Raw genomic sequence first — 13,077 nt, 5'->3', positions numbered from 1 at the left:
CGACCCGGCGGCGGCCGGACCGCCGCCGTCGGGGTCCGGAGGACACGCCCTACCTGGCCACCTCGGTCGCCCGGCTCTCGCGCACCACGGTGACCCGGATCTGGCCCGGGTAGGTCAGCTCCTCGGCGACCTGCTTGGCGACCTCACGGGCGATCACCTGCGCCCCGAGGTCGTCCACCACCTCCGGCCGGACCATCACCCGCACCTCCCGGCCGGCCTGCATCGCGTAGACGGTGGCCACGCCGTCGTGCGCCCGGGCGATCTCCTCCAGCCGCTCCAGCCGCCGCACATACGCCTCCAGCGACTCCTTGCGCGCACCGGGCCGAGCGCCCGAGCAGGCGTCGGCGGCCTGGGTGAGCACCGCCTCCACCGTCCGGGGCTCCACCTCGCCGTGGTGCGCGGCGATCGCGTGCACCACGTCCGCCGATTCGCCGAACCGCCGGGCCAGGTCGGCGCCGACCGCCGCGTGGCTGCCCTGGATCTCGTGGGTCAGCGCCTTGCCGATGTCGTGCAGCAGCGCCGCGCGCCGCACCGGCTCCGGGTCCACCCCGAGTTCGGCCGCCATCATCCCGGCCAGGTGCGCCGACTCCACCAGGTGGCCGAGCACGTTCTGCCCGTACGAGGCTCGGTAGCGCAGGGTGCCGAGGGTGCGGACCAGCTCCGGGTCCATGGCACCGACCCGGACGGCGAGCAGCGCGTCCTCGCCGGCCCGCACGCAGCGGCGCTCGACCTCGACCCGGCTGCGCTCGTGCACGTCCTCGATCCGCAGCGGGTGGATCCGGCCGTCCTCCACCAACTGCTCCAGGGTGAGCCGGGCGGTCTCCCGGCGGACCGGGTCGAAGCAGGAGAGCTGCACCACCGAGGGCGTGTCGTCGATGATCAGATTGACGCCGGTGACGGCCTCGAAGGTCCGGATGTTGCGGCCCTCGCGTCCGATCACCCGGCCCTTCATCTCCTCGTTGGGCAGCCGGAACACCGACACCGCGGTCTCGGCGGTCTGTTCGGCCGCCAGCCGCTGGATCGCCCCGGCCAGGATGCCCCGGGCCCGTTGCTCGCCCTCCTCGCGGGCGGCGCGCTCGATCTCCCGGACGGTGACCGCCGCCTCCCGGCGGGCCTCCGACTCGGCCTCCCGGACGAGTTCGGCGCGGGCCTCGGCGGCGGAGAGACCGGCGGTCCGTTCCAGCTCGGCCGCCCGGCGCCGGAGGAGTTCCCCGGCCTCCGCCGCGGTGCGGGCCAGCGCGGCCGAGCGCTCGGCGAGTTCGTCCTCGCGGGTGCGCAGCCGGTCGAGCTCCCCGGCCAGCCGCTCCTCGCGCCGGTCGAGTTCGGCCCGCAGCCGGTCGGCCTGCTGCTCGGTCTGCCGCCGGGCCCGTTCGGCCGCCGCGGCGGCGCGACGACGCGCGACCCGCGACTGCCGGACCAGTAGCCAGGCTGTCGCCAGGACCACCAACAGGACGGCCACCGAAAGGGAGGCGGCCGATCCGGCGCTCACCGCGATCCTCATGCTGCCCACTCCCCGTCCCGCCGCGGCACACCGCCCGGGACCCCCGCGCGGCCGCCCGGAACCGCCCGGTCACAGGCATGGCCGGGCGTACGACCGGGGTCGGCCGAGGGACGGTCGACGTGCTCCCGCACTGAGTGCGAGGCTAGGCGCGGGTTACGAAACGGTCAAGACTGGCCAGGCAGTTGACCAACCCTCGGGTAACAGTCGGGGCGGACGGGGCCGACCGGGAGGACCTCAGTCCTCGAAGCCGTCGCCCTCGTCGCCGTACTCGTCCTCGTCCGCGGACCCCTCCGCGTCCAGGGCGTCGCGGACCACCCGGAAGGCCAGCCCTTCGGAGTAGCCGCGCCGGGCGAGCAGTCCGACCAGCCGGCGGGTGCGGGTCTGCCGCTCCAGGCCCCGGGTGGCCCGGAGCCGCCGGTCGACCAGGGCCCGGGCCGCCTCGGTCTCGTCGTCGTGGTCGAGCTGGGCCAGGGCCTGCTCGGCGAGCTCGCCGGAGATCCCCTTGGTCCGCAGCTCCTGCGCCAGCGCACGCCGGGACAGACCTCGGACGCTGTGCCGGGACTCCACCCAGGCCCGGGCGAAGGCCGCGTCGTCGATCAGCCCGACCTCCTCCAGCCGGGTCAGCACCTGCTCCGCGACCTCGTCCGGGATCTCCCGCTTGCGCAGGGCGTCGCCGAGCTGCTTGCGGCTCTTGGCCGCGCCCGTGAGCAGCCGCAGGCAGATGTCCCGCGCCCGGCTCTCGGGATCGGCCGGCTCCTCGGCCCGGGCACCGCGGCCCGCGCCGCGACGGCCCGGACCCCGGTCGGCACCGTCGTGGTCCCGCCCCCCGGAGTCACCGCCCCCCCGGGTACGGCCGGACCGACGCCTCGGACGCTCCTCCGGGAACGCCGGTGCAGGGTCGGCCACACCCCCGTGACCGGCCGACCCCGCACCCTCGCCCCGGCCGCCCCCGACGGCCGCGCCGCTCTCGGCCTCCAGCGCCGAGCGCCGCCGACGCCGCCCCGTGGGCAGCTCGGAGGCCTGGACCAGCCCCAGCTCGCCCACGTCCGCCGGGCGGGCCGCCGGGCGCTTCGCCGCCCGGGCCCGCTCCGGCGCGGGCTCCCACTCCGGCTGCCACGCCGATCGCGACCGGCCCCCCGGCTCGGGCCGCGACGCGGACCGGGGCTCGGTCTGCGGCCCTGCGACGGCCGCGAACCAGTCCGGCGGCCCGTCGTCGTCCTCCTCCTCGGGGCCGACCGGCCCACTGTGCTGCGTCAACGGCTCAGGCCTTGGCGGCGGCCGCCGTCGTCTTCTTCGCCGCGGCCGTCTTGGTGGCGGTCGCGGTGATCGGCTTGGCCGCACCCTCGGCGCCACCCGCAGCCGCCTCGGCCTCGGCCGGCTCCTCCACCTTCGGGCCGATGCCCAGCTTGCTCTTGATCTTCCGCTCGATCTCGTCGGCCAGCTGCGGGTTGTCCCGCAGGAAGTTGCGGGCGTTCTCCTTGCCCTGGCCGAGCTGGTCGCCCTCGTAGGTGTACCAGGCGCCCGACTTGCGGATGAAGCCGTGCTCCACGCCCATGTCGATCAGGCCGCCCTCGCGGCTGATGCCCACGCCGTAGAGGATGTCGAACTCGGCCTGCTTGAACGGCGCGGCCACCTTGTTCTTGACGACCTTGACCCGGGTGCGGTTGCCGACCGCCTCGGTGCCGTCCTTCAGGGTCTCGATCCGGCGGATGTCCAGCCGGACCGAGGCGTAGAACTTCAGCGCCCGGCCACCGGTCGTGGTCTCCGGCGAGCCGAACATGACGCCGATCTTCTCGCGCAGCTGGTTGATGAAGATCGCGGTGGTGTTCGACTGGTTCAGCGCACCGGCGATCTTCCGCAGCGCCTGGCTCATCAGCCGGGCCTGCAGACCGACGTGGGAGTCGCCCATCTCGCCCTCGATCTCGGCGCGCGGCACGAGCGCCGCCACCGAGTCGATGATCACCAGGTCGACCGCGCCGGAGCGGATCAGCATGTCCGTGATCTCCAGCGCCTGCTCACCGGTGTCCGGCTGGCTGACCAGCAGGGCGTCGGTGTCCACGCCGAGCTTCTTGGCGTACTCCGGGTCGAGCGCGTGCTCCGCGTCGACGAAGGCGACCGTGCCGCCGGCCCGCTGGGCGTTGGCCGCCACGTGCAGGGTCAGCGTGGTCTTGCCGGAGGACTCGGGGCCGTAGATCTCGACCACCCGGCCGCGCGGGATGCCGCCGACCCCGAGGGCGACGTCCAGGGCGGTGGAACCGGTGGAGATCACCTCGATCGGCTCGTTCGCCTTCTCGCCGAGGCGCATCACCGAGCCCTTGCCGAACTGGCGCTCGATCTGGGCGAGCGCCGTCTCAAGGGCCTTCTCGCGGTCCGTACCTGCCATGGCTTCCACCCTCGGGTTCTGTGCTGTGCGCTTCATCGTCCTCGACGCTAGCGCCTCCCACCGACAATCGGCCCCGACCGGGCTCTGCCTGGGGAAAACTCTGCGCCGGAGAGTACAAAGAACAAGTGTTCGAATCAAGCCGGGGCCGTTCGGACTACTTCCTCCCGGAGTCCCCGCCGACCATCCGCCGCAGCCTCCTGGCCGCCTCCCGGCGCAGCTCCCGGCGGTGCCGGCGCTGCTCGCCGCGGTCGATCCGCGGGTCCGTGGCCACCTCGTAGCGGCGCACGTACGTCCCGACGAAGCCCTGCAGGGTGGCCGCCGCCGGGATCGCGATCAGCGCCCCGACCGCGCCCAGCAGCGCCGCACCGGCGATCACCGAGCCGAACGCCACCGCCGGGTGCACGTCGACCGTCCGCGCGGTGATCCGCGGATGCAGCAGGTAGTTCTCGATCTGCTGGTAGACCACCACGAAGGCCAGCACCCAGAGCGCGTCCACCGGCTGCGAGGTGGTGAGCGCCACCAGCACCGGCAGCGCCCCGGCGAGGTAGGTGCCGATGGTCGGCACGAACTGCGACATGACGCCGACCCAGACCGCGAGCGCGGCCGCGTACGGCAGGTCCAGCAGCGCGAACATCACCCAGTGCCCGAGCGCCGACACCACCGCGAGCAGGGCCCGCGAGTAGAGGTAGCCGCCGGTCTTGGCGAGCGCGATCTCCCAGGCCCGCAGCACCTCCGCCTGCTTGGCGGGCGGCAGCATCGAGCAGACGGTCCGCCGCACCCGGGGCCCGTCGGCGGTGAAGTAGAAGGTGAAGAGGCCGACGGTGAAGGCCTGGAAGAGCCCGCCGATCAGGGTCGAGGAGACGCCCCAGACGTTGTCCGCGGCCTGCTGGGCGTAGGTCTCGATCGCGCCGGAGTCCTTGAGCAGCTTCTTCTGCAGCTCGTCCAGCGAGAGGTCCTGGTGGAAGGTGCTGTTGATCCAGGCGATCAGGTTGTCCAGCAGGTGCGGCAGGTCGCCGGCGATCTTCGCGACCTGGTCGACCAGCAGGGTGCCGAGCGCGGTCAGGAACCCGGCCACGGCGATCGCCACCGCGACGAAGACCAGGAAGGTGCCGATGCCCCGGCGCACGCCGCGGGCCGCCATCCGGTCCACCGCCGGCTCCAGCGCCAGCGAGAGGAAGAACGAGACCAGCAGCATCACGAAGAGGTCGATCAGCTGGTGGAAGGCCCAGTCGGCGAGCTGGAACACCCCGACCAGGACCAGGGCGAGCACCATCGCGCGCGGCAGCCAGCGCGGCATCCCGGTGCCCCAGAGACCGTCACCCGCGGTCCGGGCCCCGGTCGGCCCCTCGGGCGGGCCGGGCGGAGAGGCGGGCGGAGGGCCCGCGGCCTCGTCGGCGACCTGCGCCGACCTGTCCGAATTCTGCTGTTCTGCACTCCTTGCCACCCGCACAGTTTGACCCATGCCCGACGAACGTTCGAGCATCGGCGAAGGGTTCGCCGGAGCGGGGTCGGGACCGGTCCGGCCCGGCGGCCGGGGTCAGCGGAGCCCGACGGCCGGGGTCAGCGGAGCACGCCGGAGACGCCCTGGGTCTCGCAGACGACCCGCCAGACGTCCTTGGCCTCGTGGCCGGCGTCCAGCGCCTGCCGGACGGTCCGCCCGCCCAGCTCGCTCATCACGTGGTCGCTCGCGAAGGACTCCGCGTACGCCTCGCCGAAGTGCTCGTACATTCGCCGCCAGAACTCCGTCAGCCTCATGCCCCCAGTATCCCGGACCGCACACCGGCCGGTCCGGGGGTCCGGGGCACGGGCCGCTCGGACCGTTCCGGCCGGTCAGCCCGCCCGGGTCCGCCAGTCGGCGGCCGTCAGGGCGTACTCGACCTCGCCGTGCTCGCTGCCCGCGATCGTCTCCGGGTAGTCCTCGTGGAAGGTCCGCACGTACGACAGCCCGGCCTTCTCCATCACCCGCCGGGACCCGCTGTTGACCGCCATCGTGTACGCCACCACCCGCTCCACGCCCAGTCCGGTGAAGCCCCGGCGGACCAGCTCCCGGGAACCCTCCGTCGCGTAGCCGTGCCCCCAGGCCGCGCGGCGCAGCCGGTAGCCCAGCTCGACCTCGGAGCGGTCGCCGTGGAGCGACCGGAACTCGAACCAGCCGAGGAAGGCCCCGCCCTCCCGCTCCTCGGCGGCCCACCAGCCGAGGTCGCCGAAGCGCCGGTAGTGGTCGAAGTAGAGCGGCAGCAGGGTGTCCTCGACCACCGCGCGCGGGGTGGGCCGGCCACCGGTGAGGTAGCGGGTCACCTCCGGGTCGGCGTCCAGTTCCACCAGGGCGTCCACGTCGTCGGCGGTGAAGCGGCGCAGCACCAGCCGCTCGGTGGTGAGGAAGGTGTCCATCCCCCGATCCTCGGCCCGCCGGCCCCGCCCCGTCACCCGGTTTTCCGCGGCCCTCCGTCCCCGCACCACCGCACCACCGCACCAGCGTCCGCCGCACCGTCCGCGGTCAGGCGCAGCCGCGGCAGCGGCAGCGGCAGCGGCTCAGTGCGGCAGCACCAGCGGCCCGGCGCCGTAGAACTCGTGGTCGCCGCAGACGTGCGGCCCGGGCGGGCAGGCGGCCGCCGCGTCCGCGGCGAGCAGGGCGGCCAGCCGGTCGGAGCCCCAGTCCGGGTGCAGCGCGGCGGCCACCGCGACCGCGCCGGTGACGTGCGCGGCGGCCATCGAGGTGCCGGCCAGCGCGGCGTACCGGCCGCCGGGCCAGTCGGAGACCACCGCTCCCCGGGCGCCGCCGTCCGGGTCCCCGCCGGGGGCGGCCAGCGAGACGTGGCCGCGCCCGTAGTTGGTGTAGGCGGACGGTCGGCCGTCCCGGTCGACGGCGGTCACCGTGACCACGCCGGGCAGCTCGCCGGGCAGCCGGACGCACTCGGGGCCGACGTGGCGGGACTGCGGCGGGCCGGTCGTGCGGTCGTTGGGGCTGCGCTCGTCGGTGCGGGGCGCGCCGAGGTCCTGCGCGTCGTTGCCCGCCGAGGCGACCACCACCGCGCCCTTCCCCCGGGCGTACTCGACGGCCCGGCCGACGGCGGCGGTCAGCACGGCCTGGTCGGGGTCCCCGGGGCAGTTGTACTTCCACGGGTCGGCGAAGTAGCTGTTGTTGATCGCCCTGGCACCGTGGTCGGCGGCCCAGAGCATGCCGCAGACGATGTTCTCGGCGTAGTACTGGCCGAGCGGACCGAGCAGCCGGACGGCGGCGATCCGCACGCCGGGCGCGACCCCGCTGACGCCGCGGCCGTCCCTGGCCGCGCCGACGATCCCGGCGACATGGGTGCCGTGGCCGCTCTCGCCGACCCCGGCGTCGGGGCGCCAGGCGCCGGTCCTGGCGTCGGGGCGGCCGTCGGCGCAGGAGGCGGAGCTCTTCGGGTCGACGGCGGCGCGCAGATCGGGGTGGGTGTCGTCGACGCCGGAGTCGAGGACGGCGACCAGCACCTTGCGCAGGGCGTCGGCGGCCGGGGCGCCGGTACCGCGCAGCAGGTTGGGGGTGGCGTCCCCGGCGGCGGGGGCGGCGCCGAGCAGGGCGAGGTTCCAGGCGTCCTGCTCGCCGGGGTCCGGGACGGTGGCGGTGGCGTCGTCCCCGCCGTCCCCGCCCCGGGCGCCGCCCCGGACGCCGTTGCCGTCGACGGCGCGTCCGGGCAGCAGCCGGTCACCACGCGCCCGATCACCGACCGCCCGGTCACCGCCCGCCGGGTCCGTCCCGGCCCGGAAGTCGCCGGCGCCGTCCAGCGGCCGGGGCGGCCCGGGCACCGGCGAGGTGCGGCTGGCCCCGACCGCGGCCACCCCGGGCCGACCCCGGACCTTCTCGGCGAAGCCCCCGCCGGCGTACGCCAGCACCGTCCCGATCTGCGGGTACTCCTGGACCACCTGCCCCCCGGCCGCCCGGGCCTCGGCGGCCGCGTGGGCGGCCCCGTCGGCGTCGGCCCGCTCGGCGAGCACCAGGTAGCTGAGGTAGGAACGGCCCGGCCCGGCGACGTAGGGCACGGCGCCGCCGACGACCAGCGCGGTCAGCAGCATCGCGAGCAGGACCCGGAGCGGCCCCCGGCCGCGGCGCCGGACCGGCCGCCCGGGACCGGCCGCCCGGACGGGCACAGGGAGCGGCCCGACGCCGGTTGCGGGGAGCGGCCCGGCGCCGGTTGCGGGGAGAGGGCCGGGCCCGGGGAGAGGACCACCGCGGCCGGACGGGTCCGCCTGCGCCATGGCACGGTCTCCGCTCGTCGGTCCCGGCGGCCGCGCCGGAGCCGGCCGGCCACCGGAGGGCTGATCATCACAGGAGCATCACGGTGGTAAGAATCATCACCATATGGTCCGTTTGTCCGACTCGCCTTCCCGATTGCCCCGAACGGCCACCGCCCCGCGGCCGCCCGGCCCGCGATGTCAGTGCCACCCGGCACCATGGGGGCATGGCGACCGCGCACCCGACCCCGCCCCCCGCCGACCCGCTGGCCGGCTTCGCCCCGGCCACCAGGGCCTGGTTCACGGGTGCCTTCTCCGCGCCGACCGCCGCCCAGGCCGAGGCCTGGCGCGCCATCGGCCGGGGCACCGACGTGCTCGTGGTCGCCCCCACCGGCTCCGGCAAGACCCTCGCGGCCTTCCTGTCCGCGCTGGACCGGCTCAGCAGCACCCCGCCCCCGGCCGAGCCCGGCCGCCGCTGCCGGGTCCTCTACATCTCCCCGCTGAAGGCCCTCGCGGTGGACGTCGAGCGCAACCTCCGCGCCCCGCTGGCCGGACTGCGCCAGGCCGCCGTCCGGCTCGGCCTGCCCGAGCCGGAGGTCCAGGTCGGCATCCGCTCCGGCGACACCCCGGCCGCCGACCGCCGGCGCTTCGCCACCCACCCGCCGGACATCCTCATCACCACCCCCGAGTCGCTCTTCCTGCTGCTCACCTCCGCCGCCCGGGAGGCCCTGCGCGGCGTGGACACGGTGATCCTGGACGAGGTGCACGCCGTCGCCGGCACCAAGCGCGGCGCCCACCTCGCCCTCTCCCTGGAGCGGCTGGACGAGCTGCTCGACCGCCCGGCCCGCCGGATCGGCCTGTCCGCCACCGTCCGCCCGGTCGAGGAGGTGGCCCGCTTCCTCAGCCCCGGGCGCGGCGCCGAGGTGGTCCAGCCGCCCGCCACCAAGGAGTTCGACCTCTCCGTGGTGGTCCCCGTCCCGGACCTCGACGACCTGCCCGCCGCCCCCTCCACCGGCGCCGCCGGCGACGAGGACCCGCAGCGCAAGGCCTCGATCTGGCCGCACGTCGAGGAGCGCATCGTCGACCTCGTCCAGGCCCACCGCTCGACCATCGTCTTCGCCAACTCCCGCCGCCTCGCCGAGCGGCTCTGCAACCGGCTGAACGAGATCGCCCTGGAGCGGGCCGGCGGCACCCCGCCGCCGGAGGCGCACGCCCCGGCCCTGCTGATGGGCGGCTCCGGCGCCGCCCGCGGCGCCCCGCCGGTGATCGCCCGGGCCCACCACGGCTCGGTCTCCAAGGAGCAGCGCGCCCTGGTCGAGGAGGAGCTCAAGGCCGGGCGGCTGCCCGCCGTGGTCGCCACCTCCAGCCTGGAGCTGGGCATCGACATGGGCGCGGTCGAGCTGGTGATCCAGGTCGAGTCCCCGCCCTCGGTCGCCTCCGGCCTCCAGCGGGTCGGGCGGGCCGGCCACCAGGTCGGCGCCGTCTCCACCGGCGTCGTCTTCCCCAAGTACCGGGGCGACCTCGTCCAGTCCGCCGTGGTCACCGAGCGGATGCGGGCCGGCCGGATCGAGGCGCTGCGCATCCCGCGCAACCCGCTCGACGTGCTCGCCCAGCAGCTGGTCGCGATGACCGGGATGGACACCTGGCAGGTCGACGAGCTGCTCGCCCTGGTCCGCCGGGCCGCGCCGTTCGCGACCCTGCCGCAGTCCGCCTTCGACGCGGTGCTCGACATGCTGGCCGGCCGCTACCCCTCCGACGCCTTCGCCGAGCTGCGCCCCCGCCTGGTCTGGGACCGGGTGGCCGGCACCGTCACCGGCCGCCCCGGCGCCCAGCGGCTCGCCGTCACCTCCGGCGGCACCATCCCCGACCGGGGCCTGTTCGGCGTCTTCATCGCCGGGACGGACGACAGGAAGGGCGCCGGCGGGCGCCGGGTCGGCGAGCTGGACGAGGAGATGGTCTACGAGTCCCGGGTCGGCGACGTCTTCACCCTCGGCACCACCTCCTGGCGGATCGAGGACATCACCCACGACAAGGTGCTGGTCACCCCCGCCCCCGGGATCCCCGGCCGGCTGCCGTTCTGGAAGGGCGACACCCTCGGCCGCCCGCTCGAACTCGGCCGCGCCCTCGGCGCCTTCACCCGCGAGCTCGGCGCACTCGACCCGGCGGCCGCCACCGAGCGGCTGAAGCGGGCCGGCCTGGACGACTGGGCCGCCGCCAACCTGCTCGACTACCTCGCCGAGCAGCGCGCCGCCTGCGGCCACCTCCCCGACGACCGCACCATCGTGGTCGAGCGCTTCCGCGACGAGCTGGGGGACTGGCGGATCGTCGTCCACTCCCCGTTCGGCGCCCAGGTGCACGCCCCCTGGGCACTCGCCCTGGCCGCCCGGCTGCGCGAGAAGCACGGCCTCGACCCGCAGGTCATGCACGCGGACGACGGCATCGTGCTCCGACTGCCCGACGCCGACCTGCTCTCGCCCGACTTCGACTTCGGCGGCCCCTTCGCCGCACCGGGCGCCGCCGCCGGACCGGTCACCGACGACGCCCCGGTCGGCGCCGACGCCGCCCTGTTCGACCCGCAGGAGATCGAGCAGCTGGTCACCGACCAGGTCGGCGGCTCCGCCCTGTTCGCCTCCCGCTTCCGCGAGTGCGCCGGCCGCGCCCTGCTGCTCCCCCGCCGCAGCCCCGGCAAGCGCACCCCGCTCTGGCAGCAGCGCCGGCGCGCCGCCCAGCTGCTGGAGGTCGCCGCCGAGTACGGCTCCTTCCCGATCGTCCTGGAGGCCGTCCGCGAGTGCCTCCAGGACGTCTTCGACGTCCCCGGCCTGGTCGAGCTGATGGGCGACCTGGAGTCCCGGGCCGTCCGCCTGGTCGAGGTCACCACCGCCGAGCCCTCCCCCTTCGCCCGCTCACTGCTCTTCGGCTACGTCGCGCAGTTCCTCTACGAGGGCGACTCCCCGCTCGCCGAGCGCCGGGCCGCCGCCCTCTCGCTCGACTCCCGGCTGCTGTCCGAGCTCCTCGGCCAGGCCGAGCTGCGCGAGCTGCTGGACCCGGAGGTCCTCGCCGAGCTGGAGGCCGAGCTCCAGCGGCTCACCCCCGAGCGCCGGATCAAGGACGCCGAGGGGGTCGCCGACGCGCTGCGCCTGCTCGGCCCGCTGAGCGAGGCCGAGCTGACCGCCCGCGGCGCCGAACCGCTCCTGGCCCTCGAACTGGAGGCCGCCCGGCGGGTGATCCAGGTCCGGATCTCCGGCGAGCTGCGCTGGGCCGCCGTCGAGGACGCCGGCCGGCTGCGCGACGCCCTCGGCACCCCGCTCCCGGTCGGTGTGCCGGAGGCCTTCACCGAACCGGTCAAGGACCCGCTCGGCGACCTGCTCGCCCGGCACGCCCGCACCCACGGCCCGTTCACCTCCGCCGAGGCCGCCGCCCGCTTCGGCCTCGGCACCGCCGTGGTCACCGGCACCCTGCACCGCCTCACCGCCACCGGCCGCCTGGTCCGGGGCGAGTTCCGCCCCGTCTCCCACCACCCCGCACCCGAAGCGCCGCACACCGCCCCCGCCGACGGGCACACCGGCGCGGTCGAGTGGTGCGACGCCGAGGTGCTGCGCCGACTGCGCCGCCGTTCACTGGCGGCCCTGCGCCAGGAGGTCGAGCCGGTCCCGCCCCGCGCGCTGGCCGCCTTCCTGCCGCAGTGGCAGCACCTGGCCGGCCACCGGCTGCGCGGACCGGACGGCCTGCTCCGGGTGGTCGAGCAGCTCCAGGGCTCCGCCCTGCCCGCCTCCGCGCTGGAGAAGCTGATCCTCCCGGCCCGGCTGAGCGACTACTCCCCCGGCCTGCTCGACGAGCTGACGGCGGCCGGCGAGATCGGCTGGGCCGGCGCGGGCGCGCTGCCCGGCAAGGACGGCTGGATCAGCCTGCACCTGGCCGAGAACGCCCATCTGCTGCGGCCCGAACCCGTCCCGCCCGCCCTCACCCCGGTGCACAGCGCCCTACTGGAGGCGCTGGCCGACGGCTACGGCCTGTTCTTCCGCCAGTTGGTCGCGCACCTCCCGGAGACACCCGAACCCGAGATCGTCGAGGCCCTGTGGGACCTCGTCTGGGCCGGCTACGTCAGCAACGACACCCTCGCCCCGCTGCGGGCCCTGCTCGGCTCCGGGCGGACGGCCGGCGCCACCGCGCACCGGGCGCCCCGGGCCACCCCGCGCGGCCGCTACGGCGGCGCCGGCCGGCCCCAGGGCCGACTCGGCGGAGCCCTGCGCAGCGGCCCGCCGACGGTGGGCGGGCGCTGGTCGCTGCTGCCCCCCTTCACCGCCGACCCCACCCTCCGGGCCACCGCCCAGGCCCAGTCCCTGCTGGACCGGCACGGCCTGCTCACCCGGGGCACGGTCGTCGCCGAGCGGGTCCCGGGCGGCTTCGCCGGGGTCTACCGGGTGCTCTCCGCCATGGAGGAGCGCGGCCGGGCCCGTCGCGGCTACTTCGTCGAGGGGCTGGGCGGCGCCCAGTTCGCCATGGAGGGCGCCGCCGACCGGCTGCGCTCGGTCAACGGCCGGCTGGAGCGGGCCCGGGGCGTGGAGTGGCCGGCCGCCCCGGCCGCCGAGCCCCCACAGGCCCTGGTACTGGCCGCCGCCGACCCGGCCAACGCCTACGGGGCCGCGCTGCCCTGGCCCGAGCCGCCCGCCGGGACCACGGGCAAGGCGCACCGGCCCGGCCGGAAGGCCGGCGCCCTGGTGGTCCTGGTCGACGGCGAGCTGTGCCTGTACGTCGAGCGCGGCGGCAAGTCCCTGCTGGCCTGGCCGGAGGACGGGGCGACGCTCGCCGCCGCGGCGGCCGCGCTGGCCGGGGCCGCCCGCGCCGGGGCACTCGGCAGCGTGACCGTCGAACGGACCAACGGCGAGCCCGCCCTCGGCTCCGCGCTCGGCGCCGCCCTGGAGGAGGCGGGCTTCCACCCCACCCCGCGCGGTCTGCGGCTGCGCCCCTGAGCGGAGCA

Annotated in this window: 8 protein-coding genes; 1 reads left to right on the top strand and 7 read right to left on the bottom strand. The window is 76.0% G+C overall.

Annotation, left to right across the window (positions count from 1 at the left end; all coding sequences use genetic code 11):
• Positions 1 to 49: 49 nt before the first annotated feature.
• The 7 genes from rny to ACW14Y_RS27415 all read right to left on the bottom strand — a co-directional run bounded on the left by rny (position 50) and on the right by ACW14Y_RS27415 (position 7,940).
• Positions 50 to 1,501 carry a ribonuclease Y gene (gene rny, locus ACW14Y_RS27445; protein ID WP_380304193.1) on the bottom strand — a complete coding sequence of 484 codons (1,452 nt, stop codon included), beginning with the start codon at positions 1,499 to 1,501 and terminating at the stop codon, positions 50 to 52.
• Positions 1,502 to 1,735: 234 nt separating this feature from the next.
• Positions 1,736 to 2,758, bottom strand: a complete 1,023-nt coding sequence (locus tag ACW14Y_RS27440) for a regulatory protein RecX (protein WP_380437208.1) — start codon at positions 2,756 to 2,758, stop codon at positions 1,736 to 1,738.
• A gap of 4 nt (positions 2,759 to 2,762) precedes the next feature.
• Complete coding sequence (gene recA / locus ACW14Y_RS27435; protein ID WP_380304197.1) at positions 2,763 to 3,884, bottom strand: recombinase RecA; 1,122 nt, start codon at positions 3,882 to 3,884, stop codon at positions 2,763 to 2,765.
• Between the two features lie 154 nt (positions 3,885 to 4,038).
• Entirely contained in the window at positions 4,039 to 5,181 is a 1,143-nt protein-coding gene (locus ACW14Y_RS27430) for an AI-2E family transporter (RefSeq protein ID WP_323182241.1), read from the bottom strand.
• Between the two features lie 263 nt (positions 5,182 to 5,444).
• Positions 5,445 to 5,639: a DUF3046 domain-containing protein gene (locus ACW14Y_RS27425; RefSeq protein ID WP_266274417.1), complete on the bottom strand. Its 195-nt coding sequence runs from the start codon at positions 5,637 to 5,639 to the stop codon at positions 5,445 to 5,447.
• Positions 5,640 to 5,714: 75 nt separating this feature from the next.
• Entirely contained in the window at positions 5,715 to 6,275 is a 561-nt protein-coding gene (locus ACW14Y_RS27420; RefSeq protein ID WP_380304200.1) for a GNAT family N-acetyltransferase, read from the bottom strand.
• A gap of 141 nt (positions 6,276 to 6,416) precedes the next feature.
• On the bottom strand, positions 6,417 to 7,940 hold the full coding sequence (locus ACW14Y_RS27415; RefSeq protein WP_380385255.1) for a S8 family peptidase: 1,524 nt from the start codon (positions 7,938 to 7,940) through the stop codon (positions 6,417 to 6,419).
• Between the two features lie 386 nt (positions 7,941 to 8,326).
• On the opposite strand from ACW14Y_RS27415, the gene ACW14Y_RS27410 reads away from it, so the two are divergent.
• Positions 8,327 to 13,069: an Lhr family helicase gene (locus tag ACW14Y_RS27410; RefSeq protein ID WP_456983683.1), complete on the top strand. Its 4,743-nt coding sequence runs from the start codon at positions 8,327 to 8,329 to the stop codon at positions 13,067 to 13,069.
• Positions 13,070 to 13,077: the final 8 nt, after the last annotated feature.

Source organism: Kitasatospora sp. cg17-2 (genome assembly GCF_054031055.1).
The sequence above is the reverse complement of the archived record's forward strand: the minus strand, read 5'-3'. Positions and strand labels throughout refer to the sequence as shown.

What these genes read in the sequence shown, in the direction of transcription:
- recA (WP_380304197.1), bottom strand. Translation starts at nt 3,884, where the DNA reads ATGGCAGGTACGGACCGCGAGAAGGCCCTTGAGACGGCGCTCGCCCAG.
- ACW14Y_RS27420 (WP_380304200.1), bottom strand. Translation starts at nt 6,275, where the DNA reads ATGGACACCTTCCTCACCACCGAGCGGCTGGTGCTGCGCCGCTTCACC.
- ACW14Y_RS27410 (WP_456983683.1), top strand. Translation starts at nt 8,327, where the DNA reads ATGGCGACCGCGCACCCGACCCCGCCCCCCGCCGACCCGCTGGCCGGC.
- ACW14Y_RS27425 (WP_266274417.1), bottom strand. Translation starts at nt 5,639, where the DNA reads ATGAGGCTGACGGAGTTCTGGCGGCGAATGTACGAGCACTTCGGCGAG.
- rny (WP_380304193.1), bottom strand. Translation starts at nt 1,501, where the DNA reads ATGAGGATCGCGGTGAGCGCCGGATCGGCCGCCTCCCTTTCGGTGGCC.
- ACW14Y_RS27430 (WP_323182241.1), bottom strand. Translation starts at nt 5,181, where the DNA reads ATGCCGCGCTGGCTGCCGCGCGCGATGGTGCTCGCCCTGGTCCTGGTC.
- ACW14Y_RS27415 (WP_380385255.1), bottom strand. Translation starts at nt 7,940, where the DNA reads ATGCTGCTGACCGCGCTGGTCGTCGGCGGCGCCGTGCCCTACGTCGCC.